The sequence below is a fragment of the Metabacillus idriensis genome, assembly GCF_050483325.1.
Classification (GTDB): domain Bacteria; phylum Bacillota; class Bacilli; order Bacillales; family Bacillaceae; genus Bacillus_P; species Bacillus_P idriensis_A.
In genome coordinates this window covers 87,967-114,034 of sequence record NZ_JBCMYF010000012.1, presented here as the reverse complement: position 1 = coordinate 114,034, position 26,068 = coordinate 87,967, and the positions used below count along the sequence as shown (strand labels likewise).

Below are 26,068 nucleotides of genomic sequence, written 5' to 3'. Positions count from 1 at the left end.
GCTCTTCTATTCAGCTGAGGGGCATCATAGAGAAGGTGTGATTAGAAAAAAATGATGGTGCTTTCTGCTGTTGTATTTGAGTCCGTGTGCTTTTCCCCGTATTCTAAAGTCTTTTTTCAAAAGACGATCTCCAGCTGTCTGATAATGCTTTTACTTCAAGAATTCTCATTATTGCCTCTTTATTTTGTTTATCGTGGTATTTTATTTGATTGGCAGCGGCAATCGAAACACCGTTTGCATGTGGTTCAAGCAGCTTTAAACAATCTTCCTTGCTGACTCTGCCTTCTTTTAATACACGCAAATAAAAGCCGGTGAACTTCGTATTCTGAATTTGCACGGGCAGATCCTTAACCTCATGTCTCATCGCAAGCTTAAAGCACGGCTGTCGCGGCTGGCTTACTTCTACTATCGCTTCACCAAATTGAAAGACATCTCCAATGCAGACATTTTCTTCAGTCAGTCCCCTGATTGTGAGATTTTCTCCGAAAGCTCCCGGCTCTAATTGCACACCAAGGGCATCTTCCCAATAAGAATAGTGATCAAATGAATACACGCAAACGGCTTTATCTTCTCCTCCATGATGAACGAGATCTGCCTGTCCGTCTCCTTCTACATTCGTTTTTGACAGAAAAAGCTGATGATCCACAGACTCCTTATAGATTCCCGTTTCAATCTCCCGTCCGTTATACAAAACCATCCTTGGCAGACCAACATTCAGTGCTTCCAGTGCAAATTTTATGTTTTTCACCTTTTCCCCACCCTGTCTTTATCTTCATATTATTATTCTCCCACAAAACCGGTTCAGGCACATTTAAAAGTTTTACCCGCTGCACCTTTCGGGAATATTACTTGAGTACTCAGATAGGAGGAATAAAAATGAATACCTATATAAAACAATTTATTAACGGCGAATGGATAAATGGATCCAGCGATAAAACAATTAAAAATACAAATCCGTATAATGGCGATTTGATAAATGAATTTAACTCTGCAGATGAAGGAGACCTTGACCGCGCTTATCTGGCAGCGGAGCAGGCTCAAAAAGAGTGGGCTGCCGCGCTGCCGCAGGAAAAACAGACAGTTCTGGACAAGGTAGCTTTGGCGTTAACAGAGCGGAAAGAAGAAATCATTGATATGCTCGTTCATGAATCTGGAAGCACTAAAGTGAAGGCTGAAATCGAATGGGCTGCTTCCCTTCGCATTGTTAAAGAAGCAAGCACTTTTCCTTACCGTATGGAAGGAAAAATACTGCCTTCTAGTATTCCGGGAAAAGAAAATAGAGTCTACCGTACGGCAAAAGGTGTCATTGGAGTCATCGGACCATGGAACTTCCCTCTGCACCTGGCAATGCGCTCCGTTGCACCCGCTCTTGCTGCCGGGAATACAGTTGTGATTAAGCCCGCATCAGAAACACCGATTACATCCGGATTTTTAATCGGCGAACTTTTTGAAAAGGCCGGTGCCCCTAAAGGTACGGTAAATGTAGTGGCAGGCAGAGGCTCTGAGATTGGTGATGCTTTCATCGAGCATAGGGTACCTAAATTAATCTCATTTACCGGTTCAACAGAGGTTGGCCGACACATCGGCGAGCTTGCAGGAAAGCATTTGAAGGATACAGCTTTAGAGCTCGGCGGAAACAATGTCATGGTCGTTCTTGCAGATGCCGATCTTGAAAAGGCGGCCGAATCCGCAGCTTTTGGAAAATTCCTGCATCAGGGTCAGATTTGTATGGCGCTTAACCGCATTATCGTGGAAGAAAGCGTTCATGATGAATTCGTCGAACTTTTCAAAGAAAAAGTCAGCATGCTGCAGTCAGGCAATCCATCCGATGCAAAAACAGCTGTCGGACCGCTGATTAATCACGATCAAATAGAGAGGATCCAAAAAGACCTTGAAGAGAGTCTTAAATCTGGTGCTGAAAAGATTTATGGAGGAGAAATTGACGGCAATGTGATGCATCCAATCATCCTGACAAACGTCACAAACGACATGCCGATTGCAAAAAATGAAATCTTCGGTCCTGTCGCTCCTATTCTTAAAGCGAAAGATGTAGCAGAAGCCATCAAACTTGCGAACGGATCTCCTTATGGTCTGAGCGGCTCTGTTTTCACAAAGGATCTTCACCGCGGCGCGGCTGTTGCCAAGCAAATTGAAACAGGCATGATTCACGTCAATGATCAATCAGTCAACGATGAAGCACACGTTGCCTTCGGAGGAGAAAAAGACTCAGGCCTCGGACGTTTTGGCGGGGAATGGGCGCTTGATAAATTTACAACGGTCAAATGGATCGGTGTACAGGAAAAAGACAGAAGCTACCCTTTCTTTGATTAACAGACACTCCTATTTATGGTACATTCAAAATTTATTCAGCGAAGCATCTCACAGCAGCTGTACCTATAAATCATGAAAAAGAGCATCCAAATTGGATGCTCTTTTTCATACTTTATTTCACCCCCGCAGGCACAACCTTCTGACTGATAGCGTAGATCAATTCAGGCGGCATTGGAAAAGATACAGCTGCCGGGTCCAGGGCCACAGCCGGAATGACTTTCTCTAAATCCCCCTCTGAAATGCTGTAGTCTGAAAAGTCAGCAGGAAGTCCCGCTTTATGCTGAAGCAGCTTGATTTTATCGATGACTTTATTTAAAACAGTTTGTGCCTCTTCGTTCTTAGCTTCTACATTCAGTGCTTCAGCCAGCTGATGTATTTTTGGCAAATACAATGAGGGTATTCCCTCCATAACAGCAGGCAAAAAGACGGCATTTGCGAGTCCATGCGGAATGCGGAACATCGCGCCATAGGCATGGGCGAAATTATGAACGGGTATTGCATTCAGAGCAAAGCTGAACGCTGTGATTCCCATTAAACTTGCATGAAGCATGTCCATTCTTCCTTGAAGGTTCCCCCCGTCTGCAACAACACTCAGCAGATTCTTTTCAATTAGACGAATAGCGTGCAGCGCATAAGCATCTGTCAGCGCAGTTGCATTTGGCGATGCGAAAGCCTCAATCGCATGTGTGAGAGCGTCAAAACCTGTAAAGGCCGTAATATTTGATGGCAATCCTACTGTCAGGTCAGGATCAAGGACTGCGATATCTGCACTGATAAATGGATGGATGATGTTTGTCTTCAGTTTTAATTCTTCATTGTAGATGACCGCAATCGGAGAAACTTCAGATCCCGTGCCTGCTGTTGTCGGTATCGCAATATGCGGAATCGGAATGTGGGCTGCTTCCGGAAAAGATTCCATTAAAAATCCGCCGGGAATGGCGTCATTGATATTCGTCAGCCCTTTGTGGAGACAGTACTTTACGCCTTTAACGGTATCCAGGACACTTCCGCCGCCAACTGCAAGCAGTGCATCTGCACCAACTTCCCTTGCATAGCGGACAGCATCGTTTACACAGCTGCTTTCTGCATCCTGTTTTATATCAAGATAAATACCTGCAAGTTCAGGCCCAGTACCATGTGCGGTTAATTCAAAGATCTGTGCCGTCTTTTCGACAACACCGGCTTTTTCAAGACCGCGATCACTGAAAAGAACCACTCTTTTTGCACCAAGACCTCTGAACAGATCAGGCACCATTGCTCTTGTATTCGATCCGCTGTAGATGCCGGAGCGCAGCATGAACTGTGAAAATGTTGTTGTCAGCATCCGTCTTCACCTCTATCCGTTTGGTTTTGTTCAGAAAACAAAATACCGTACCAGTTTCGTTTATGAAGATCCGATACCATCGATGTGTGAACATGTTTTACTTGTGTATAAGCATCAAGGGAATGCTTCCCCATTTCTCGTCCGATTCCGCTTTGCTTATAGCCTCCAAATGGGGCATCATTTCGGAGCATGTGCCAGTCATTGATCCAGACAACTCCTGCCTGTAGCTTTCTTGCAGCAGCGTATGCTTTGTTGACATCCCTTGTCCAGACACCTGCTGCCAATCCATAGATTGTGTCATTTGCGAGTCTGATTGCTTCTTCTTCATCCGAATATTTGATAATAGATAAAACAGGTCCAAAGATTTCTTCTTGAGCAATTTTCATTTCGTTTGTCACGTTTGTGAAAATTGTCGGTTCAATGAATGATCCCCCCTCACATCCAGGGACAGACACTTCTTTTCCTCCGCATACGAGTGTGGCTCCTTCTTTTAAACCAGACTGAATGTAGGCAAGAATCGAATCTTTTTGCTTTTTAGAAATAATAGGACCCACATCTGTAGATGTTTCAAGCGGGTTTCCAAGCTTCAATTTCTTTGTCAGAGCAAGCAGCCCTTCTACAATTTCATCATGCATGCTCTCTGGCACAAACAAGCGGGTTCCTGATTCGCACAGCTGCCCTGAGTGCAGAAAAACTCCGAATAAACTTCCTGGTAAAGCAAGAGAAAGATCGGCATCTTCAAAAATAATGTTCGGTGATTTCCCTCCAAGCTCAAGTGTTGTGTTTTTAACCGTTTCAGCGGCAAGCTTCATAATACTGCGGCCAACTTCAGTTGATCCGGTAAACGCCACTTTATCGACTTTGGGATGACGGACAAGTGCTTCGCCGGTCTCTGCTCCAGGTCCAGATACGGCATTGATAACTCCAGGCGGAACAACTTTCGAAATAATCTCTGCAAGTTTTAATGTAGATAACGGTGTATAGCTTGCTGGCTTAATGACCAAAGTATTTCCCATTGCAAGTGCAGGAGCTATTTTCCATGCGGCAATCAGCATCGGCATATTCCACGGTGTAATTGCCGCACAAACTCCGATTGGTTCTCTCCAGATGAAATTATGGGCTGGGCCTGGAAACGGCGGATTTGGCAGCGTTTCAGAGTATGGATAATCCAGCACGAATTTGCCGAACGTCTGAAATAGGTCGGCCATTTGCAGAATATCGTTCGACGTAATGCGTCTGATTGTTCCTCCAGAACTGATGCACTCTAAAAACGCGAGCTCTTCCGCATGCTGAATGATCTGATGCGCAATTGCATTCATCACCTTTGAGCGCTCTTTCGGCTTCATGCTTTTCCATTCTGTATGATCAAATGCGTGCCTTGCAGCAAGTACCGCTTTGTCCACATCTTCTTTCGTTCCCTTAGCAGCCTTGGCTGCGAGTTCTCCTGTTGCAGGATTGAATATATCGAATGTTTCTCCAGAAACCGGCTCTTCCCACTTCCCGTTAATAAACAGCGGCAAGGTCAGGACATCTACATTTACACTCATGTTTCTTCCTCCTCTATCATTCGATTAAACAACGCCAGCCTCGTATTCTGTCATTCGGTAAATCTCTTCCATTCTCTTTCCCCGCGCCCTTGCAAGAATATCCATGCGTACAGAGAGCTGTCTCATTGTGAAGGACATTGTTTCATCAATGGTATGGCCGAATGCATTTTGTTCACCTTCTATGCCTTCTTGATTCAGTTTGATTGCATATGGAGTCAGCTGTTTCATCTTTTCTGAAACGAGATCATAAATATGATCATGCTCGCAGATCAGGCGCTGCAGAAGGAAGGTGCCGTAGCCGATATGCCTTGATTCATCCTTTTTCAAAAGCCCTACTCCTTTTAACAGCCCCGGCATTATGCCTGCTTCCTCAAGAGATCTGTAAAAAGAGAAATAACCTGTTTCAGCGAGAACTCCTTCCACAAACATGTTGTAGACAGTGGATGCTTCAGCTATCGCTTCAGGGGATTGATCATGGATGAGACGGGCCATCGTCTCAGGCAGCAGCTCATAAAAGATCGTTTTATAAGTGTCGGTGTGGTAGATTGAGAGATCGCCTGTTTCGCCGATGGCATTAAGAGTCAACCGAAAAAACTCGGTATGCTTTGCTTCTTCAAACAGAAACGTTGTCAAATACATTTCTTCTTCAAGACGCCCTTCTTTTGCAATGGCCATCATAAGCGGCAGCAAATCAAGCGTTACTGCTTCCTCTCCTGCCTGAAATTGCGAGATGAGGCGAAGAACTTCGTTTCTCTGCGCGTCGCCTAGACTCTTCCAATCTTTTGTATCTTGTGTAAAATCAATATCTGACGGATTCCAAATCCCAAATCGCTTCGCCTTCTGAAAAAGCCTGTACGGCAGTAACTCTTCATTAATACCTCTGCTGCTTGTTGTAATGATTTCGCGCTTGTTCATCGTTACCTCCTGATTGAATTTTTTTAAAATGTGATGCTCTTATATTTGTAAGTGCTTACATTTTTATTTTACAATGAGAGATGAAGGTGAAATAGTACTGAAAAGGTAGGGGAGGAAATTGTCGAATGCTAGATGCTAGAGTAAAAGAATATATTCATGAAGCAGCACAAATACACGATTTCGCGAAAAGGACCGAGAGAATGGTCCTCGGCTGTGTACAGTTTTTCCCTTTCAAACGAGCGGCAATTTTTACATACTCATCCTTCAGTTATGTAGGAGAAGGCTTAATTCAGGCAGACAAAGAAAAAATCACATCCATGCACTGGATAAAAGAAGATGTCCGCTACATCCCGCCAGTATACAATGCCCTTAAGAATAATCAGCTACAGCTCATCGACCTCACAGAAAGCGACATTCCCTTTCCAGAAAAATACATCGTCCAATTTAAACTGTCCACCCTTGCCATCATTCCAATCAGCCGTTCCAATAATGTGATAGGCTGCGTTCTTGCCGACCAATATACAGGCAAGAGGCAATCTATAAGAAGTCATGTAGAGCAGCTGTCTTATTACTTCCAGGAATTTATCTCGCAAAATTCTAATCGTGTTCTAAGCAAACGGGAAACCGAAGTCCTACAGCATCTTGCAAATGGCTATTGCATGAAAGAAATGGCTGAACACATGAAAATCAGCGAATTTACTGTGCGTGATTATCTAAGTTCGGTGATTCGGAAATTAGGGGTGAAGCACCGCGCTGAGGCTGTTGCAGTAGGACTCAGGAAAGGCATTATCCATTAAAAAGCCCGCTGCCTTTTCTTTGCGCGGGCTCTAAATTCATCTGTCCTTTGATGGCAAGTGAAATCGCTTAACTCAAAGGGGCTGCTTCCGCTTTTCTTAGATTAGCGGTCTTCTCATGCATTCTTCTGTTTCAAAGCCAAACTGTCTGTAAAGATCATGAGCATCCTTGGTGGCAAGGCCCATTTTCGTCTTTTTGATCACGGGATGGCTGATGATGCATTCCACTAAGAACTTCCCAAGCCCGCGTCCTCTGAATTCCTGGTCGATGATGACATCCATGATCCATGAAAAGACTGCCTGATCTGTTATGACTCTGGCAAATCCGATTTGTCTGCCATTCTGATCGTACACTCCGAAGCACAAAGAGTGCTGAATGCTCTCTTCTATCGCTTTTCTAGAGCGGCCTTTTGCCCAGTATGACTCACTGATCCAAGAATCAATCTTTTCAATTTGCAGCAAGGTTTGATCGTCTGACACGAGGTATTCGTTTTTCTGCCATTCCATCTGCAGCAGCTCCTCTTTATCTTTTACTTTGATTATAATAGGTAACCAACGGGAAAAGAGACATTAGGAGGCGATTTCATGATAAAAACGTTAAATATCGTCGCAGCTGGCCGGGTACAGGGAGTCGGTTTCCGTTTTCACACCCAGAAACTTGCCGCTTCCCATGAACTGACAGGCTGGGTGAAGAATAGAGATGACGGAACGGTTGAAATGATGGTTCAGGGAGAGGACAAGCAATTGGAAGATTTCCTGAAGGATTTGAAGGAAGGCAATCGTTTTGCTGAGGTAGACGGCATTTCAGTAAAAGGGGAGCTTCAGCCAGAGACGTTTTCTGAGTTTAAGATTGTGCATTGAATTTACAACTGAATAAAATAAGCAGACGCTCACTAAATGGACCATGAAAATGGTCTTTTTTTATTCGCACCTGGCAAAATCTTCAACCTGTTTTCAGTTTACTTTCCAAAACCGCGCTAATACTTACCAAAAAGCCCTTTTTACATGCGGAAATCAATTAAATACTTTCCAAAATGACTTAAACACTTTCTTTTTTCCAATCTCCTCCTAATTACCATAAAAAAACAAGCCCCCTCAAGAGCTTGTCCTAATAAGCACGATCCTGATAAAAATAGTTCGGCTTGATGATTTTATTTTCATACTGCTTATGAAAAATATGAGTTGTCGCCGGGGACACTGGCGGAATCAGCCAAGTCCAGTCTCCGGTCACGCAGCGCCCCTCTGACACTTCATTATGTTCAAATCTCTTAAATTGCTGAGCAGCGGTGTGATGATCAACAATGCTTGCACCAGCTTCTTTATAAGAATGCAAAACAGCAATGTTGAGTTCTACAAGTGCTTTATCTTTCCAAAGTGTCGCATTGGATGAGGTGTCAAGGCCCAATAGCGAAGCGACTTTTGGAAGCATGTTATACCTGGCCTCATCCGCCAGATTCCTTGCGCCGATTTCTGTTCCCATATACCAGCCATTGAACGGAGCTGCAGGAAATGTCATCCCGCCTATTTCAAGGCTCATGTCAGAGATAATTGGAACGGCATACCATTTCGCATGGAGATCACTGAACTCCGGGTATTGAGGATGCGAGATTGGAACCTCCAGCACAATATCAGAAGGGATTTCAAACCATACCGGCTCCCGATTTACTGCCTGAATGACAAGAGGAAGCAAATCATAGTCCGTCCCTTCGCCCTTCCATCCAAGTTCTTCGCACTGCTTTGTAAAAGCGATGGATCCTGGATCACCGACAATTCCAGAATCTGTTTCATAGCCTGCATATCTAAGCAGCTGATGATTCCAGATCCGCACTGGCGCAGTTCCATCTTTCTCCGGCTTAAAAATCGTAATCAGCGGACGGATTCGTCCCTTGTTTGTAGCATATTCTATATGGGAAAACAGTGCGTCCCTGATTTCTTCTTCCGCAGCAAGCTCTCTTGCATCGACCACTCTAAGCGTGTTCCAAAATAAACGGCCAATGCACTTATTGCTGTTTCTCCAAGCCATCTTAGCCCCATGCTCAAGTTCTTCAAACGTTAATTGATACTGACCCTCATGACTCAGCAGAGACTTGATTTGCAAGAGACGGGAAACGGTTTCTTCTTCCGTTTTGCCGAGCTCATGATAGCATTGCCTGATGAATTGCTCTGCTTCAATCATATATTCAAGTTGAGTAGCCACGACAACCTCCTAAATAACAAACGTATAAGAAAAGCGCAAGCGCCCGTTTTATAAAAAAAGCCTATCCGATATCCCTACAGTATAGCATCTCTATTGAAGCATACTTTTACTACAATCAAAACTTTCATGAACTTTTCTATATGGGAAAAATATATATGAAAAGAATCGTGACTAATTCATATGCATCAAGAAATTCTAACCCTGCAAAAAAGATATTCTATAAAAATATGAAAAACTTATCATTTTTTTGTTGCAATATGAAAGCCCTTTATTTAAAATAAGGTTTATGCAAGCGATTGCACATTGTTGCACTCCTATTTGCACGAATCTATTATAAAAAATAAGTAAGCAATTCTGCCTAGTAATGAATTCGTTTACAAAAATTATATTTATTTAGGGAAAGAAGGGCAAAAGATGAAGAATTTATTATCGTTTGATTTCTGGCAAAAATTCGGAAAAGCCTTAATGGTTGTTGTAGCAGTTATGCCAGCAGCCGGTATTATGATCTCACTCGGCAAATTAATCGCCATGTCAGGTGGAGACATCACGCTCGTGCAAACGATTGCACGAGTAATGGAAGACATCGGATGGGGCATTATTACCAATCTTCACATCCTGTTTGCAGTTGCCATCGGGGGTTCCTGGGCTAAGGAACGCGCTGGCGGTGCATTCGCTGCATTAATCGCATTCGTTCTGATTAACCGTATTACAGGAGCCATTTTCGGCGTTAACTCTGCTATGCTTGCTGATCCTGAAGCTACTGTAAACTCTTTATTCGGACAAGAATTAATTGTTAAAGATTACTTTACATCTGTTTTAGGTGCTCCTGCATTAAACATGGGAGTATTTGTAGGGATTATTGCAGGTTTCCTTGGTGCAAACCTGTTCAACAAATATTACAACTACAACAAACTGCCAGAATCACTTTCGTTCTTTAACGGCAAGCGCTTTGTGCCTTTCGCAGTAATCGGCGGATCTGTTGTAACAGCTGTTGTTTTATCACTCATCTGGCCATTTATTCAAGGTCTGTTAAACGACTTCGGTCAATGGATTGCTACTTCACGCAACACAGCTCCAGTTGTTGCGCCATTTATCTTCGGTGCCCTTGAGCGTCTGCTTCTTCCGTTCGGTCTGCATCATATGCTGACAGTGCCGATGAACTATACCTCTCTTGGCGGAACTTACGAAATCTTAACTGGCGGAAGCGCCGGTTCAACAGTTTCAGGTCAGGATCCTTTATGGCTTGCATGGATTGCTGACTTAAATAACTTCCTTGCTGCAGGAGATACTGCAAGCTATAACCAATTGTTAAACGACGTTACTCCAGCACGTTTTAAAGTTGGACAAATGATTCTTTCTACAGCATCACTTATCGGTATTGCTTATGCTATGTACCGAAATGTTGACAAAGAAAAACGCACGAAATACAAATCAATGTTCTTATCTGCAGGTCTTGCAGTATTTTTAACAGGTGTAACTGAGCCTATCGAATTCATGTTCATGTTTGCTGCTCCACTCCTGTATATTGTGTACGCTATTACAACAGGTCTTGCTTTTGCAATTGTTGATATTATCGACATCCGTGTTCACTCATTTGGTTTCATAGAGCTATTAACCCGTACTCCAATGATCATCAAAGCTGGTTTATGGATGGATATTGTGAACTTTGTTCTAGCATGTTTAGTATTCTTCGGCCTTAACTTTGGAATCGCTAACTTCATGATCAAACGATTCAACTTCCCAACTCCGGGACGCAACGGAAACTACATCGATTCTGAAGAGCCTGCCGCTAAAGGGACTTCTGCAGTAAACAGCGATTCACAAGCTTCTGCTATCATTACTTTGCTTGGCGGATCTGGTAATATTGAAGATGTAGATGCATGTATGACACGCCTTCGTGTGACAGTAAAAGATTCAGGCAAAGTTGCAGGCGAGGCGAAATGGAAAGAAAATGGCGCTCTCGGCTTAATCATTAAAGACAAAGGTGTACAAGCAATCTACGGACCGAAAGCAGATGTTTTAAAATCTGATATTCAAGATACGTTAGGAGCTTAACCATGAATTTATTAACGCTTAATTGTCACTCTTGGCAAGAAGAAAACCAGATGGAGAAAATCAAAACGCTGGCTAAAACGATCCAGGAAAGATCATTTGATGTGATTGCCCTTCAGGAAGTCAGCCAGCTTGAAGATGAAGTTATCGTCTATGATCAAGTTAAAAAGAACAATTATGCGTTAGTTCTTCTCGATGAATTAAAACAGCTTGGGGTAACCGATTACGAGTTTGTCTGGGGTTTTGCCCATATCGGATATCCCGGGTATGAAGAGGGTCTTGCGATTCTGACCAAACATCCTATAGTGGATTCAGAGGTCTTCTGCGTGACAAAAGGACAAGATGCCTCTTACTGGAAAACACGCTCGATCGTGCGTGCGACCATCAAATACAATGAGAAATTGGTCTCCTTCTACTCATGTCATCTCGGCTGGTGGCATGACGAAGAGGAGCCGTGCAAATTCCAGCTTGATTCTCTTCTTCAAAAGCTCGACCGGTCTCATCCGTTCTTCTTAATGGGTGACTTCAATAACAGCGCTGAAATAAGGGATGAAGGATATGATTACCTTCTTTCAAGCGGTTTATATGATACGTATACACTGGCTGAAGAGAAAGATTCAGGCATAACTGTCAAAGGCAAAATTGCCGGCTGGGATGAAAATAAACTGGATTTGCGCATTGATTTGATTCTGTCAAGTGATGAGGTTAAAGTGCAGTCATCAAAGGTTATTTTCAACGGTGAACATAAACCTGTCGTTTCAGATCATTATGGTGTGGAGACAGAGCTTAGCATGTAAATGAAGGCTGCTTCTTATAAAGAGGCAGCTTTTTTTGCATTTTGTCATCTTTTCTTCTTTCTTTTACGTTTATCCTATATGGCTCACGGGGAAATTAAGAAGGTTATAGGGAGGTCAACTATGAAAGATTTGCTACGAAGAATTCACCAGCACGAATTAAACGACTTATCAGCAGTTATTGCCTATTATTTATTATTGTCCCTTTTTCCGCTGCTGATTTTTTTAATCGCCATGTTCCCTTACTTCTCACTCGATGTCACACCGCTTTTAACGTGGATTAATCACTACGTGCCTTCTGAAACGGCTGAGCTGCTTACAGAACAGATCAGAAGTCTGTTTGGGGAAACAAACAGCTACATCCTTGCATTTGGCCTGATCGCAGCGCTCTGGTCTGCAAGCAACGCAACTCATATTTTAATCAGGGCTTTCAACCGGGCGCTTGAGATTAAAGAAACCCGTGCTTACATCAAAGTCCGCATAGATGCTCTGCTTTTGGCAGCAGGACTTATTATTACGATTACAATCGCCCTGCTTCTTCCAGTATTCGGAAAAGTCATCATTGACACCTTGACACGCTATGCACCTTTTCTTGAAAATATGAATCCGCTGCTGAATCAGGCAAGATGGTTTATTTCATTTTTCATGATTAATTTAGTTTTGCTCGCTCTGTATTATTTTGCGCCAAATGAAAAGCTTGGCTTTTTTGATATCTATTTCGGGTCCCTCTTAGCAACATCCCTCTGGAGCATCAGCTCTTACGGATTTTCTTTTTACGTTGATAATTTCAAAGCCTTCAACGCTGCATATGGAAGTTTGGGAGGCATTATTATTTTGCTCATATGGCTCTATTTCACCGCTTTCTCCATTCTGCTTGGCGGAGAAATAAATGCCATGCGCGTCTGCCGAAGAAAGAAGAAGTTCTGTCCGGATTGATTTTCTCCTTAATGTACCAGTTTGATATTTATGGAAGCGGGTATTTTCACAGTAAGAAAACGAAAGAGAGGAGAAAAGAGATCTCATGTTAGATTTCATCATAAATCTGCTGCGGGAGTTTGGAATATGGGGTCTTATGGCGGGCCTTGCGATTGAAGCTTCATCCCTGCCTTTTCCAGGTTCACTTATAACCCTTGCATATGGCTATTTACTGGATTTATCGATTCTCCAATTAATCTGGATTGCCTTTTTAGGCAGTGCGGTTTACACGGTATTCAGTTTTATTCCTTATTGGATTGGATATAAATTAGAGCATAAAATGAAAAAGAAGCTGACCAAAAAGAAAAAAACATTCGAGAAAACACAGCGCTGGTTCAAAAAATGCGGTCTATGGAGCATTGCCATTGCGCGTCCTTTAGGAATCGGCAACTATATTTCCTACGTTTCGGGCCTTTCAAAAGTAAAGGCTTTGCCATTTGCCGGACTTACATTTTTAGGGGTATTTCCTCTGAATATCACGATGTTATGGCTAGGACAGATCGGCAATCTAAAATCAATCTCTGCTTTCATGTCAGATATGCAGACTTACATTATGATTGCTGCCGGATTAGCAATTGTCCTCTTCCTACTGTACCGTTTTGTCTACAAGAAGAAGGATTGCCCAGATCCAGCCAGTTCTTCTAGTCAAGAAATATAAAAAATCCAAGGGGATTCCCCTTGGATTATTTTTTTGCGCCAAACAAGTAAATCAGCGTCAAAATGATACATATCGACAAAGTGATTATCGTCCCGATTGGCGGTGAAGTGATTAGGATTCCAACTAGAATGGCAAGTAAAGCGATTAATGAAAACCATGATGTATATGGATAGCTTTTTACGTAAAATCCTTTTAGCTCTGCACCTTGTTTTCTGCTTTTCAAATGGGCAATTGTAAGCAAAATCCAAATAGTTAAAATCGCGTATCCGGGTACGACCATTAGATATCCAAATGTTTCCCCTTCAGCAAATACAGCCACAATGACTCCTATATATAAGAATGAAGTACTCGCAAGCAGCGCTCTGACAGGCACACGTTTAGAAGATAACTTCGAGAAAAACGCCGGTGCGTTTCCGTCCAAAGCCTGTGTGTACAGGAGACGTGATGCAGCATACATCCCGGTGTTTGCCGCGGATATCACAGCAGTCAGCAGGACAAAATTCATAAATCCTCCAATATATGGAATGCCCAGCGTGTCAAAAACCGTGACAAACGGGCTTTGCTTACCAACCTCATCCCAGGGCATCAGACTGACAATAACAAGAATCGGAAGGACGTAAAAGACCAAGATACGGATGATTACACTGCGTGCAGCTTTTGGAATCACCTTTTCCGGGTTTTCCGTTTCACCAAGCGTCATCCCGATCATTTCGGTGCCGCCGAATGAAAACATCACAACTAGCATGGAAGCAGCAATACCGGATATCCCAAATGGCAGAAATCCGCCGTGTTCTGTAAGGTTTCCAAATCCTGCAGCACTTTCTCCATTAAAGCCCGCAAAAAGCAGAACTCCTCCAAGTAAAATAAACAGGGTTAACACAGATACCTTTAAAGCAGAAAGCCAGTACTCTGTCTCTCCAAAGATGTTAACCGCAAACAAATTAATAACAGTAATCAAGATAGAAACAATCAACGACAGCAGCCATAGCGGCGTATCAGTAAACCAATATTTCAAAAAACCGGCTGCAGCTGCCATTTCTGCCGCCATAACAAGCATCCAGCTGATGAAATAAATCCATCCTGCAAAAAATCCTGCATATGGACCGAGAATTGTCTGAATCAAATCCCTTAATGTTTTCGCTTTAGGCTGCTGAACAGCCATCTCAGCCATTGCCTGCATAACAAAATATAAAATAATACCCGCTAATAAATACGATAAAATGACTCCGGGTCCAGCAAGCTCAATGGATGAACTGCTTCCCTGAAAAATACCTGCCCCAATCGCACCGCCAAGGGCGATCATCGTCACATGCCTTGCTTTAAGCCCTCTGGCTAATTCATTGCCCTTAGCCGGCTCTTCATTATTTAAACTCATGCTCGTCTCTCCTTACTCATGTTCTATGCTCTTTTGCAGTACATGTTATCTTAACAAAAAAGCAGAAACGTGAAAACTGCCTGAAATTTAGGTGTTTTTCGTCAGCTCCCAAATCTCGTTTAAAACAGGCATCTCTATTTTTTCCTCTTCCGTCACCTTATCCCAGTGAATCCCGTCCGGCTTGCTGTATGGTGTGTTCGTTTCCATCACACCGAGCTCTGTAACGATATAATCAACAGGCAAATCATATGTATCCACTTCAAACTCTTCCTCTGTCACTTGAATACTGTGAATAGTTGATATAACCGGAACATGAGGATTTCCAAGCTCCCTCATGATGGCATACTCGCGATCCGAATACCCTTCACCTTTGCCGATTCTTCTTCCATCTTTATGAACAGCGACAGATCCGGCCACAATTAAGTCAACCCCCGGCAGCTCTGATAACGGAATTTCTTTCCCGTATTCTTTCATATTCTTTATGCTGACGGCTCTGCGCTCTTCCCCATCAGGTACCCATTCTCTTTTCAGCATAATAAAACCTGCTTTTAACCTCGGCGTCGGAACGAGAAGTATTTTTCCGTCTTTTATGACACGGGCGCGAAGAGGAAGCTGCGGCGCATCAGGATTTATTTTTATGACTTCCGCTTTCTTATATACTTCAAGCTGCGCGGCATATTCTGCAGCTGCTGCTGCTCCTTTAAAATTCGGAATTCTATTTTTCAAAGGAAACGGAAATCCTCCAAGTTTCTCTTTCTCAAGCCTTTCCCATTTATCATGGCGAATTTCGTCCTTCGTTTTCATGAAATGTCCCCCTTTCGCATCAAATTTAAATGATGTGTTGAATTTTCATATCGATCATCTTCTATAAATCCCGCCTGCTTGTAAAACAGGGACGCTTCCTGAGTATCTGTTCTGAGAACCGCGACATTTAGAAAAGTGCAAGCGCCCGTTTAGCTCCGACAGACAGATAAGGATCCGCCAGTAAAGGCGTTTTTTCCTTTACTGGCGGAGCCGTTCTGGCCGAGGAGTTGGGCGATGGAGCTAGACAACGAAGCGCAAAATTTTATACCTTCTTATTTCTTAAAAAACCTTCAGCTTCCTTTAAAAGAGCTCTTAATATAAGTTCGCCCACACCTTGTCTTCTATGTTCTTTTGAAACATAAAATCTTCTTATACGTCCAGCCTTTTCATTTTGTGAATATGGATCCTGATTTATGCCTCCTATGCCTATCAGTGTTTCATTATGATATGCACCCAGAAGCAGCTCACCTGGCTTTTTAAACATATTATCCCCTGATTGATAATCAGCAGCGAGTCTTTCGAGAAAACGAAATCCATCCCGTTTACTTTCCTCTAAAAGTTTTGACAGCTCTTCAGTCATTAAAGAATCCAACCGTTTTACTGTAATCATGTTATTCCCTCTTTCTTCTTCATAAGAACATTTTAAAAGGCTCTTTCTTTGCCTTGTCCGCTGCAAGGTGATACGTTAATAAAAACGATATCAGGAGGATGAAAAAATGACGTATTCACAAAAACAAATACTGCTTGCAGATCGTCCAACAGGAAAACCAGCAGCCGGGACGTTTCAATATGCAGAAGTGCCTGTGCCTACACCAGAAGAAGGACAAGTTCTCATCCGCACTCTGTATTTATCAGTTGATCCATATATGAGAGGCCGAATGAATGAGGGCAAATCCTATGTGGCGCCTTTTCAGCTGAATGAACCGATTTCAGGCGGAGTGGTCGGTGAGGTTGTCGATTCTAAAGGCAGCAAATTAAAGCAGGGGGATATCGTCATCGGCAATCTTCCTTGGCAGGAATACGCTGTGGCAGCGGAAAAAGAGGTCCGCCAAATTGACCCTTCCATCGCACCCATTTCAGCCTACCTTGGCATCCTTGGCATGCCTGGGTTAACAGCGTATTTTGGTCTGCTTGATATCGGCAAACCGAAAGAAGGCGAAACAGTCGTTGTTTCAGGTGCTGCAGGAGCAGTTGGTTCTGCAGTTGGCCAAATCGCTAAAATTAAAGGTGCACGAGTTGTCGGCATTGCGGGTTCAGATGAAAAAATCAAGTATTTGATTGATGAACTTGGATTTGATGCCGCCATTAATTATAAAACAGAAGATGTAGGAAAAGCACTTGAAGAAGCATGCCCAAATGGTGTGGATGTCTATTATGACAATGTAGGCGGAGAAATTTCTGAAGCTGTTCATAAACAACTGAATAAATTTGCGCGAATTCCAGTCTGCGGTGCAATTTCAACTTATAATTCAGACGGCACTGACCTAGGTCCCCGCATTGAAACAACATTGATTAAATCAAGCGTCCTCATGCAGGGATTCGTAGTCGGCGATTTCTCTTCCCGCTTCAGTGAAGGCGCAAGAGAACTTGCAGGCTGGCTGCAGGAAGGCAAACTGAAATACGAAGAGACCATCGTAGAAGGCTTTGAAAATATCCCACAGGCATTCCTTGGCTTGTTTGAAGGAACGAATCTTGGTAAGCAGCTTGTTAAAATAGCTGAACCAGCTGTAAAATAATCCCCCTTATTACGAAAAGTCGACCGATAATGGTCGACTTTTTTAACATTGAATCCACTCACACGGAACATCCCAATCTGCCGGAAGGTCAGCATTGGAAATGATTTTATCCACGTTTTCAATTGACACCATTTTATAGTTGGCCCGTGAACCAATTTTAGAGTGATCAGCTAAAACATAAACCTCTTTTGCATTTTGAATGATTATCTTTGAAAGAACGGCCTTTTCAAGATCATAGCAAGTTATGCCGTCATCAGCCGAGATTCCATCTATTGCAATGAAAGCTTTATCTACGAAAAATTCCTTTGCCATCTGCTCTGCCAGCGCCCCGGAGGAACGGTAATGCTTGCTTCTTACGCTTCCGCCGATAAAAATAACTTCTCCATCAAATTGATTTTTGTTCGAGTAAGAAATCAAAAGCGATGCGACCGGAAAGGAGTTGGTTATGACCGTCACTTTCGGACAATCGCATAATGGCTTCACCATCTGCAAGGTTGTACTTCCCTCGTCGATAAAAATTACGTCATTTTTCTTAATAGAAGACACTGCTTTGTTTGCAATGCACTGCTTTTCTTCAATTCTTATGATTTCCCGTTCAAAAAGTGCCGGTTCTTCCTTTGTTTCAGAAATTTTCACGGCGCCTCCATACACTTTTTTCAGTTTTTTTTCAGTTTCAAGCTCTTCTAAGTAACGCCTGATGGTTTCAGTTGATACGTCAAAATCCTTTGCAAGATCATTGACCTTCACTTTTCCTTGTTTTTCTATTAGCTCCGCAATGACCCGTTTTCTTTCTTCTGCTAATAAAGACATTCCTCAGACTCCTATATTAACGATTATTTTCATCCAATTTATTGATCTCTTCATGGATAAATATACCACGCTTTTCTAATTGATTAAATATTTTCACTGGATCAGCAAATGCATCCTCCGGAATCACAATTCCTTTTTTCTTAACCTCGCCTTTTGCTATCAATTCTGCTGCAATGGCAAATGGAATGGCTACGTTGCGGGTATAGGCTCTTAATCCTTCCCAGCCTTGAACAGTGCCATCTGAAGAAGGGTGCGTATGAATCAGGATGTGTTCCACTCTTTCGCCATCTTTCGTGCCAATGACCTGGATATGAAGAGCATAGCCATAGAGTTCAGTTTCTGATCCTTCTTTTGATTGATATAAATACTCAGAAATACAATCCATAATTCCTGTTTCTGTACCGTTCATGATGAATTTATCATTCCGCAAAATACCATAATCATATAATGCCCGCACTAGCTGCATATTTTGCTGCGGCCACGTTCCCCGAACTTCGATTAACTGAACGTCTTTATGCTTTAAGGCTTGAGCAAGTGTTCTCGTTTCTGAGTGTGGAATAATATACTGCACACCTTTTCCATATGGCTGCGGAAGCTCAATCTCCATTGGTCTCGCAAACGGAGGCACTTGGATGAACTCACCATCCTCAAAAACGACCCGTGATGGAAGATTAGGATCATATTCATAGGATGTTGTTTCTGCTATCGAACGAGAAAACGCAATCGGGCGGAAAGAACCGTGGCTGACTCTTACAGACTCTATTGTATCGAGCTGATTTGCAGCATGCATAGCCATCATTTGAGTCAGGCCAGGCGTCATGCCAAAACCGGGGAGACACGTTTTTTCATTGCTCTGAAATAATTCGTGCTGAGAATCCTCTTCGCCAAAACCGTTTAAATTAATGCCATGGCAGCAAGCCTCTGCGATGCAAGCTGTTGATTTTCCGTTCAGCGTTATGGCAGTGCCATCCATTACAATATCATAACCCCGAATTTTGGAGACTGTATCCTCATGATCAAACACGTTCACTTTGACAAAATCGACTCGCGGATCATTCAGCCACTCAACAACCTTCCTGCCTTCTTCTTCATTGAAATCTGCTACTGTTATTTTTTCAAATTCGGAATGCTCCACTAAATCTAAAATCGCTTCTCTGCATATTTTCCCTGCACCGCCTAAACAAAATACTTTCATAGTTTCACAGCCTCTTCTTTTGCTGTCTCTTTAATTGCCGATAATAATCGATTGATATCTTCGGGAGAAACCTCGCCGATGTTTCCGATTCTGAAGGTGTCCAGTTTAGAAATTTTCCCGGGATAAATGACAAATCCCTTCTGCTTTAATGCTTCATAGAATCCTGCAAATGTAAATGAAGCGTCTTTAGGATACAAAAATGCCGTAATGATCGGGGACTGGTTTTCTTGATTCAGCAGTGCATCAAAATCCATTTCCTGCATACCATCGACAAGTCGGCGCTGATTTTCTTTATAGCGCTCATATCTTGCCAACACACCTCCCTCTTCTTCAAGCTCAATTAGTGCCTGAAAAAAAGCTCTGACAACATGTGTCGGTGATGTAAATCGCCATTTTCCATTATGCTTTTCCATTGTTTCAAATTGATCATATAAATCAAGGGACAGAGATCTCGCATTTCCTTTACATGCAGCAAGCTCTTCTTTTTTCGCAATGATAAATCCAAAACCAGGAACACCTTGAATGCATTTATTAGCGCTGCTTATCAAATAATCGATTTTCAAGGCGGAGACATCAATCGGAATTCCGCCAAAGCTGCTCATTGCATCAACTATCGTGATTAGTCCATACTCCTTTGCGAGACGGCATATATCTTCAATTGGATTCAGCATTCCTGTTGTCGTTTCACAATGCACGACAGCAAGATGTGTAAGATCTTTATGTGTTTCAAGCAAATCTTGTATGGATTCGATATCGAGAACGGTTTGCTCATCTGATCTATAAATGATCACTGGGATCCCAAGGATAACCGCCATGTCAGCGATTCGTTCGCCATATGCACCGTTGCATGCAACAAGGAGCTTCCCATTTTCTTTCGGGATCACACTTGTAATGACAGATTCTACGGAAAACGTTCCGCTTCCCTGCATAAGAACAGCCGTGTATTCTTCTGAACCCGGCGCTGCAAGAGCTGTTAATCTCTTTCTAATATCCTGAACGATTGTGTTATAATCTTTATCCCACGTGCACCAATCCTTCAGCATCGACTCACGGACAGTTTTTGAAGTGGATAAAGGTCCAGGTGTTAACAGCAAGTATGGATTATTCATGTTCTGTCAGCCCCTTTTCTATTTTTTCCAGTAAAGGAACAAGTTCTGCAAATTCATTCACCACATAATGCGCACCAGCTTCATAGAATCGCTCCCTGACTTCATCCATCTTTTCCTTTAACTCGTCCGGGTCTAGCCTGCTCACTTCGTCTTCTGTCAGTCCAAGCTCATTGCTTCCAAGAATCACTCCTACTGTCCGCATGCCAGCATTGATGCCTTCTTTCATGTCTGAAACGGTATCACCGACTTTTACTAGCTTGTTCATTGGATAAATGCCCATTTCGATTGCATTCATGTAGGTCATCCATGGATATGGGCGACCCGCTTTTACATCATCAGGAGTAAAAAGATAATCGGGAAAATAACCTTTTTCCTTTGCGTGAGGCGCTACAATTTTCATCATTTCTTTTGTGTATCCTGTAGTAGAGCCAATTTTCAAGCCTTGCTCCCGAAGCTTTTGTACCGTTTGAATCACACCTGGCAGAGGCGTTGTAAATTGCGGAAGAATATCAAATATAATCGTTTCAAACTCTTCGTACATTTTTTCAATATCCTGTTCAGCCGGTTCCTGACCATGAACAGTTACCCATTCTTCTTTAATGCGCGGCATTTCGCAAAGTGCCCGTATATGATCAATTTTTAATAACCCCATTGGTTTGCGTGCTTCCTCTGCTGTAATGCTCACTTCCCGATTCAGAAAAACTTCTATAAACACTTGAAGCGGTGCAAAGCAGCCATAATCTACCGTTGTTCCTGCCCAATCCAAAATGACACCTTCAATTTTCCCCATTTATAGTTCCTCCTTCAGTGATTTACGATTTTTCATCCATTTTACAATCAGTTCATAGGCAACCCTGACAAGAATGTTCGTTGCAACAATTAATATACTCATGGCAGCGGCTGAAGCTAGATTTCCGGCATCATCCATATTGACGATTGATACTGCAGCAAGTTTAAAATCTGCTGTATATAGGAATATGACTGCTGAAACTGTCACCATCGCGTTCACAAAATAATACATTGCTACTTCAAGAATGGCAGGCAGACACATTGGAACCGTCACCTTCATGAAGGTTTTATAAAACGGAACGCCCATAGACTCTGATACGAGCTCAAATTCTTTGTCCAGTTTTTTCAGTGCGGTTGTTGCGGTAATAAACGAAACAGAATAAAAGTGAACAATATTTGCAATGACAATAATGGCAATGGTTCCATACAGGAAATGAAACGGATTTGCTATCGTATATCCAAAGATTGATAGATTTTGCCTGCTGAAAAAAAAGATGTACCCGAGCCCAATGACTAGACCGGGAACGGCAAGCGGAATCAGAGATAAAAAGGTGCTCAATTTCCGGAGTCCAATCATTCCTCTGAATTTTTCAATCATATAAGCAAAAATGAACGTGAAAATCGTTCCGAAGATCGCTGTCAGGACCGCAGCAAGCAAACTATTTTTATAAGCTGTTAAGCCATCGCCCGTAAAGCTGTCAAAGGCAAAATGTTCTAACGTAAATGTCATGTTATATGGCCAGATTTTCACGCTGGCAGCAATGAAAACAGCTAAAAACAAAACGCAAACCGCTAAGGAAATGCCAGAGCAATAGAGAAATGCTAAACGGTCTCTTAGAAGATTTCGTTTTATTTGATAAGGAACTGCTTTTGAACTCGCAGCTCCTTGCTGTTTCCGCTGTGACATCTGGTCAACCGCAAAAGCGAGTAACGCCGGAAGCATGAGAACCATGCCGACAGTGGCACCCATTCCCATATTTTGCTGGCCAATGACCTGCTTATAGACATCTGTAGCAAGAACGTTATATTGGCCTCCTACTATTTTGGGAGCCCCGTAATCTGTAAAACTAAGCGTAAACACTACAAAAATAGAACTGATTAAGCCGTACTTCGCTGATGGAAGTGTAATAGTGAAAAACTTTTTTATCCCGCTTGCGCCCATAGAGTCAGCCGCATCATATAAACGCTGATCGGCACCTGATAATGCAACCATTAAAATCAGAAAGGCTTGTGGAAAGGTATAAATGGTTTCGGCCATAATGATCCCGACTGGACCATATAAATCGATCTTAAACCCAGGAATCGTTTCGAAAAAACCATTTGTAATCAATCCTTGATTGCCAAATAGATACATCAGGGCAATTCCGTGCATCATCGTAGGTGCAAATAACGGAAGCAAAGCAGAATACCGAAAGATTGCTTTTCCATATACGTTTGTCCTGGTGATTGCAAATGCATAGACAAATGCCAGACCTACTGCAAGGATTGTCGTGATGCTTGAAACAAAGACTGTGTTTTGCAGAGATTGAACTAAAATTTCCGATTGAAAGTAGCTGATAAAATTATTCAGTCCGATAAAGATGCCATCACTGTCAATAAATGCTTGGACAAACAGCGTCAATAATGGGAGTACCAATACTCCGGCAGCAGCTAATAGTGAGAAAATCAAGAGCAAACGCTGCAGCCATTCATTTAGTCCTGCTTTTTGCCGTCTTTGTCTATTAGATGAAAGCTTTGAGTGTGCAGTGGGGATTCGCATCTCCATTTAGACAACCACCTGTTCTTTGTAGGCTAACAATCGATGATCCGGCAGCGAAATCTTCAAAGATTTCCCCTTCGAAAGATCCATGCGGTGCGCCATATGAGCAGATAAATCAACAAGCAGCTTCTGATTGAACAGCTTCGATTCTTTTTCAGTAATTTTCACTTTCACCCGATAGACTGCACCTTTAAATTCAACTGCCTCAATTACTGCATTTGCTCCGTCATCATTTGTAACCAGGACATGCTCTGGGCGAATCGCCATCATTTGGTTTGTGCCAGAATTCAAGAAATTCATAGAGCCGATAAAATTAGCTACAAACGGCTGATTCGGCTGATGGTACACTTCTTGCGGAGTGCCCGCCTGCATGATTTGAGCATGATTCATGACGACAATCCGATCTGCCATTGTTAATGCTTCTTCCTGATCATGCGTAACCATTATCGTTGTGATCCCAATCTTTTCTTGAATGGCGCGAATTTCATAGCGCAGTTTTTCACGCACTTTTGCATCAAGTGCCGATAAAGGTTCATCCAGCAACAGAAAGTCCGGCTCAAGCGCAATCGCTCTGGCAAGCGAAACCCGCTGCTGCATACCGCCTGAGAGCTGTGCAGGAAATTTGTCTTTAACATGCAGAAGATCTACTAGATTCAAAGCCTCCAGTGCTTTCTCTTTCACCGCTTTTTTCGGATATTTGCGCGTTTTCAGTCCAAATTCAATATTTTGAAGAGCAGTCAGATTTGGAAATAACGCATAGGATTGGAACACGATTCCGAAGTTTCGCTTAGCTGGCGGCAATTCTGTCATATCTTTTCCATTCACATAAACACGGCCTGCATTTGGTTCTTCAAGTCCTGCAATGATGCGCAGCAGGGTTGTTTTTCCGCATCCGCTAGGACCGAGCAGACAAACAAATTCGTTTTTCCTTATGTCAAAAGACACATTGTCAAGAGCTGTAAACTGATTGAATTTTTTACTTATTCCTTCAACCTTCAGATAGGAATTCGGCATCTTTGCCCCAGCCTTTCTAAATGGATTTTGCGAGAAACTAAGTTCCCGCCCTATCCTCATTTTCTTACTCTTTTGGTTCTGCTTTTTCACCAAATTCCGCTTCCCACTTTTTAAGGATCCTATCGCGGTTTTCCGCAGCCCAATTCAGGTCATTGTCCTTGTACATTTTATCTTGTACACCATCAGGGAATCCTTCAGTCTTTTCAAACTTGTTCTCCATTGTTGAAAATCCATTTGCATCGTAATATTTCTTCATGACATCTTCTGTAATGGCCCAATCTAAGAAAGCTTTTGCAGCTTCTTCATTTTTCTTCTCATTTTTAGCAATAAGACCATTCGCTTCAACATCCCAGCCCAAACCTTCTTTAGGGAGAATCACATCTATAGGTGCACCGTCCTGTTTTTGAGTAACACCGCTGTAAACTAATGAAATTCCAATTGGATACTCGCCGGATGCAGATAACTTAGCAGGCTTTGACCCTGAATGTGTGTAAGTACCTATGTTTTCATGCAGCTTTTCCATATATTCATAGCCTTTTTCCTCGCCCATCATCTGCAGCCATGCATTGACTGTTAAATATCCTGTTCCTGATGATGCAGGGTGTGGCATAACGATTAACCCTTTGTACTCAGGCTTTGTTAAATCTTCATACGTTTTTGGGATGGGCAGGTTTTTCTTTTCAAGCTCCACTTCGTTTACAACGATTCCGGTCATAAACGCTGTGTTTCCAACCCATTTTTCAGGCTGACTGTCATCTTTATATTCCGGAAGAATTTTATCTGAGTCCTTTGGAGTATAGCCTTCAAGCATTTCCTTTCCATCCAGCGCAAGCAGACTTGAGGCAGCAAGTCCCCAAACAACATCTGCTTCAGTATCTTTTCCTTCAGCTAAAAGCTTAGCTGTAATAATTCCGGTTGAATCCCGAACAATATTCAACTCAATATTCGGGTATTTCTCCTCAAATGATTTTAAGTATTCTGGAATAAGTTCCTCTTCAATAGCTGTGTATACCGTAAGTTTACCTTCTGCGTCTTTGTTTGCTTCTCCATTCGAAGCAGCAGATCCGCAAGCAGCCAACAACGCGAAAGACATAAGTAAAACGAAAAGCTTAAGAATGTGGTTTTTCATTGTTTATCTCCCCGATTCGTATTTTTCCTTACAAGTACAATATAAAACCACAATATTAAGCGAATATTAACGTGAAGTTAAGAATTTGTTTTGTGTGATTTGTTGTTGTTTTTATTTGTTTTTAACTAAAAAAGTGTATGCTGACTTATTGGACTGTCCCTTCTTTTAGTACCTCGCTCATTCAAAAATGGCGGCACTTCGCTGAATGACGCCATTCTTTTTGCTTTGCACCGTTAAAACTGGCGGCACTTCGGTGAATGACGCCACTCTTTTTGCTTTTCAACGTTAAAACTGGCTGCACTTCGGTGAATGACGCCACTCTTTTTGCTTTTCAACGTTAAAACTGGCGGCACTTCGGCGAATGACGCCACTACTTATATTCATAGAAAAGCAGGCAGGAAAAACAGAAGTTTTTCCTGCCTGCTAGACTTTAGAGACTTATCGGGCAGCCCTTAACGTTTATATAAATAAAAGGCTCTTTTCTTAAGGATTGTTGCTTTTAGGCTAGAAGTTATACTCATAAGTGGTGCAGGGGAAGGAACTTGACTTCTTCTGGAGAATAGAGGGAATTGGTTGATTCCACTTTTCCGTGTAAAAACTTAAATGGTGGAATCAAAGCATGCGGTTGATCCCACTCTTCGGTGCAAAAACCAAAATAGTGGAATCATAACATGCGGTTGATTCCACTATTCCGTGCAAAAACCAAAATGGTGGAATCATAGCATGCGGTTGATTCCACTTTTCCGCGCAAAAACCAAAAT

The 26,068-nt window shown here is 42.5% G+C and carries 24 protein-coding genes; 8 read left to right on the top strand and 16 right to left on the bottom strand.

Going from position 1 to position 26,068, the window contains the following annotated elements; translation table 11 throughout:
* Positions 1–103: 103 nt before the first annotated feature.
* Complete coding sequence (locus tag ABEQ24_RS09005) at positions 104–697, bottom strand: MOSC domain-containing protein (protein ID WP_430006563.1); 594 nt, start codon at positions 695–697, stop codon at positions 104–106.
* A gap of 179 nt (positions 698–876) precedes the next feature.
* Here ABEQ24_RS09005 and ABEQ24_RS09000 point away from each other — a divergent pair, with 179 nt between their 5' ends.
* The gene (locus ABEQ24_RS09000; RefSeq protein WP_430006471.1) at positions 877–2,331 is read left to right on the top strand and encodes an aldehyde dehydrogenase family protein; all 1,455 of its coding nucleotides are present in this window, start codon (positions 877–879) and stop codon (positions 2,329–2,331) included.
* Positions 2,332–2,443: 112 nt separating this feature from the next.
* Here ABEQ24_RS09000 and ABEQ24_RS08995 read toward each other — a convergent pair whose 3' ends face one another.
* The 3 genes from ABEQ24_RS08995 to ABEQ24_RS08985 are packed head-to-tail and all read right to left on the bottom strand — an operon-like array spanning position 2,444 to position 6,117.
* Positions 2,444–3,655 carry an iron-containing alcohol dehydrogenase gene (locus ABEQ24_RS08995; protein ID WP_430006470.1) on the bottom strand — a complete coding sequence of 404 codons (1,212 nt, stop codon included), beginning with the start codon at positions 3,653–3,655 and terminating at the stop codon, positions 2,444–2,446.
* Positions 3,649–5,202 carry an aldehyde dehydrogenase family protein gene (locus tag ABEQ24_RS08990; RefSeq protein ID WP_430006469.1) on the bottom strand — a complete coding sequence of 518 codons (1,554 nt, stop codon included), beginning with the start codon at positions 5,200–5,202 and terminating at the stop codon, positions 3,649–3,651. The genes ABEQ24_RS08995 and ABEQ24_RS08990 overlap by 7 nt, the downstream gene beginning before the upstream one ends.
* A gap of 24 nt (positions 5,203–5,226) precedes the next feature.
* Positions 5,227–6,117, bottom strand: coding sequence for a R2-like ligand-binding oxidase (locus ABEQ24_RS08985; RefSeq protein WP_430006468.1), 891 nt, complete (start codon positions 6,115–6,117; stop codon positions 5,227–5,229).
* A 125-nt stretch (positions 6,118–6,242) separates the two neighbouring features.
* Here ABEQ24_RS08985 and ABEQ24_RS08980 point away from each other — a divergent pair, with 125 nt between their 5' ends.
* Positions 6,243–6,914, top strand: coding sequence for a response regulator transcription factor (locus ABEQ24_RS08980; RefSeq protein ID WP_430006467.1), 672 nt, complete (start codon positions 6,243–6,245; stop codon positions 6,912–6,914).
* A gap of 96 nt (positions 6,915–7,010) precedes the next feature.
* On the opposite strand, the gene ABEQ24_RS08975 is transcribed toward ABEQ24_RS08980, so the two are convergent.
* A complete protein-coding gene (locus ABEQ24_RS08975) occupies positions 7,011–7,418 on the bottom strand; it encodes a GNAT family N-acetyltransferase (protein ID WP_430006466.1) in 408 nt (135 codons plus the stop codon).
* Positions 7,419–7,496: 78 nt separating this feature from the next.
* Between ABEQ24_RS08975 and ABEQ24_RS08970 the strand changes: the two genes are divergently transcribed.
* Positions 7,497–7,772 carry an acylphosphatase gene (locus ABEQ24_RS08970; RefSeq protein ID WP_430006465.1) on the top strand — a complete coding sequence of 92 codons (276 nt, stop codon included), beginning with the start codon at positions 7,497–7,499 and terminating at the stop codon, positions 7,770–7,772.
* Positions 7,773–8,019: 247 nt separating this feature from the next.
* Here ABEQ24_RS08970 and ABEQ24_RS08965 read toward each other — a convergent pair whose 3' ends face one another.
* Positions 8,020–9,087: a nitric oxide synthase oxygenase gene (locus ABEQ24_RS08965; protein WP_430006562.1), complete on the bottom strand. Its 1,068-nt coding sequence runs from the start codon at positions 9,085–9,087 to the stop codon at positions 8,020–8,022.
* A gap of 435 nt (positions 9,088–9,522) precedes the next feature.
* Here ABEQ24_RS08965 and ABEQ24_RS08960 point away from each other — a divergent pair, with 435 nt between their 5' ends.
* The 4 genes from ABEQ24_RS08960 (at position 9,523) to ABEQ24_RS08945 (ending at position 13,587) form a co-directional block, all read left to right on the top strand.
* Complete coding sequence (locus ABEQ24_RS08960) at positions 9,523–11,163, top strand: PTS transporter subunit IIBC (protein WP_430006464.1); 1,641 nt, start codon at positions 9,523–9,525, stop codon at positions 11,161–11,163.
* Between the two features lie 2 nt (positions 11,164–11,165).
* Entirely contained in the window at positions 11,166–11,957 is a 792-nt protein-coding gene (locus ABEQ24_RS08955; RefSeq protein WP_430006463.1) for an endonuclease/exonuclease/phosphatase family protein, read from the top strand.
* Positions 11,958–12,077: 120 nt separating this feature from the next.
* Complete coding sequence (locus tag ABEQ24_RS08950; protein ID WP_430006462.1) at positions 12,078–12,890, top strand: YihY/virulence factor BrkB family protein; 813 nt, start codon at positions 12,078–12,080, stop codon at positions 12,888–12,890.
* Between the two features lie 85 nt (positions 12,891–12,975).
* A complete protein-coding gene (locus ABEQ24_RS08945; protein WP_430006461.1) occupies positions 12,976–13,587 on the top strand; it encodes a DedA family protein in 612 nt (203 codons plus the stop codon).
* A 25-nt stretch (positions 13,588–13,612) separates the two neighbouring features.
* Here the strand turns inward: ABEQ24_RS08945 and ABEQ24_RS08940 are convergent, their stop codons facing one another.
* From ABEQ24_RS08940 to ABEQ24_RS08930, 3 genes are all read right to left on the bottom strand, one after another.
* A complete protein-coding gene (locus tag ABEQ24_RS08940; RefSeq protein WP_430006460.1) occupies positions 13,613–14,962 on the bottom strand; it encodes an amino acid permease in 1,350 nt (449 codons plus the stop codon).
* 87 nt (positions 14,963–15,049) lie between these two features.
* Positions 15,050–15,766 (bottom strand): 5-formyltetrahydrofolate cyclo-ligase, encoded by a 717-nt coding sequence (locus ABEQ24_RS08935; RefSeq protein ID WP_430006459.1) that lies wholly within the window; start codon positions 15,764–15,766, stop codon positions 15,050–15,052.
* 262 nt (positions 15,767–16,028) lie between these two features.
* Entirely contained in the window at positions 16,029–16,376 is a 348-nt protein-coding gene (locus ABEQ24_RS08930; RefSeq protein WP_430006458.1) for a GNAT family N-acetyltransferase, read from the bottom strand.
* A 106-nt stretch (positions 16,377–16,482) separates the two neighbouring features.
* On the opposite strand from ABEQ24_RS08930, the gene ABEQ24_RS08925 reads away from it, so the two are divergent.
* Complete coding sequence (locus tag ABEQ24_RS08925; RefSeq protein WP_430006457.1) at positions 16,483–17,502, top strand: NADP-dependent oxidoreductase; 1,020 nt, start codon at positions 16,483–16,485, stop codon at positions 17,500–17,502.
* A 42-nt stretch (positions 17,503–17,544) separates the two neighbouring features.
* Here ABEQ24_RS08925 and ABEQ24_RS08920 read toward each other — a convergent pair whose 3' ends face one another.
* From ABEQ24_RS08920 to ABEQ24_RS08890, 7 genes are all read right to left on the bottom strand, one after another.
* Entirely contained in the window at positions 17,545–18,312 is a 768-nt protein-coding gene (locus ABEQ24_RS08920) for a DeoR/GlpR family DNA-binding transcription regulator (protein ID WP_430006456.1), read from the bottom strand.
* Positions 18,313–18,328: 16 nt separating this feature from the next.
* Positions 18,329–19,507, bottom strand: coding sequence for a saccharopine dehydrogenase family protein (locus tag ABEQ24_RS08915; RefSeq protein ID WP_430006455.1), 1,179 nt, complete (start codon positions 19,505–19,507; stop codon positions 18,329–18,331).
* The gene (gene phnW / locus ABEQ24_RS08910; RefSeq protein WP_430006454.1) at positions 19,504–20,616 is read right to left on the bottom strand and encodes a 2-aminoethylphosphonate--pyruvate transaminase; all 1,113 of its coding nucleotides are present in this window, start codon (positions 20,614–20,616) and stop codon (positions 19,504–19,506) included. Before phnW ends, ABEQ24_RS08915 begins: the two co-directional genes overlap by 4 nt.
* Positions 20,609–21,406 (bottom strand): phosphonoacetaldehyde hydrolase, encoded by a 798-nt coding sequence (phnX, locus tag ABEQ24_RS08905; protein WP_430006453.1) that lies wholly within the window; start codon positions 21,404–21,406, stop codon positions 20,609–20,611. The genes phnW and phnX overlap by 8 nt, the downstream gene beginning before the upstream one ends.
* A complete protein-coding gene (locus tag ABEQ24_RS08900; RefSeq protein ID WP_430006561.1) occupies positions 21,407–23,164 on the bottom strand; it encodes a putative 2-aminoethylphosphonate ABC transporter permease subunit in 1,758 nt (585 codons plus the stop codon).
* A 6-nt stretch (positions 23,165–23,170) separates the two neighbouring features.
* Positions 23,171–24,178, bottom strand: coding sequence for an ATP-binding cassette domain-containing protein (locus tag ABEQ24_RS08895; protein WP_430006452.1), 1,008 nt, complete (start codon positions 24,176–24,178; stop codon positions 23,171–23,173).
* A gap of 64 nt (positions 24,179–24,242) precedes the next feature.
* Positions 24,243–25,307 carry a putative 2-aminoethylphosphonate ABC transporter substrate-binding protein gene (locus ABEQ24_RS08890; RefSeq protein ID WP_430006451.1) on the bottom strand — a complete coding sequence of 355 codons (1,065 nt, stop codon included), beginning with the start codon at positions 25,305–25,307 and terminating at the stop codon, positions 24,243–24,245.
* Positions 25,308–26,068 lie beyond the last annotated feature (761 nt).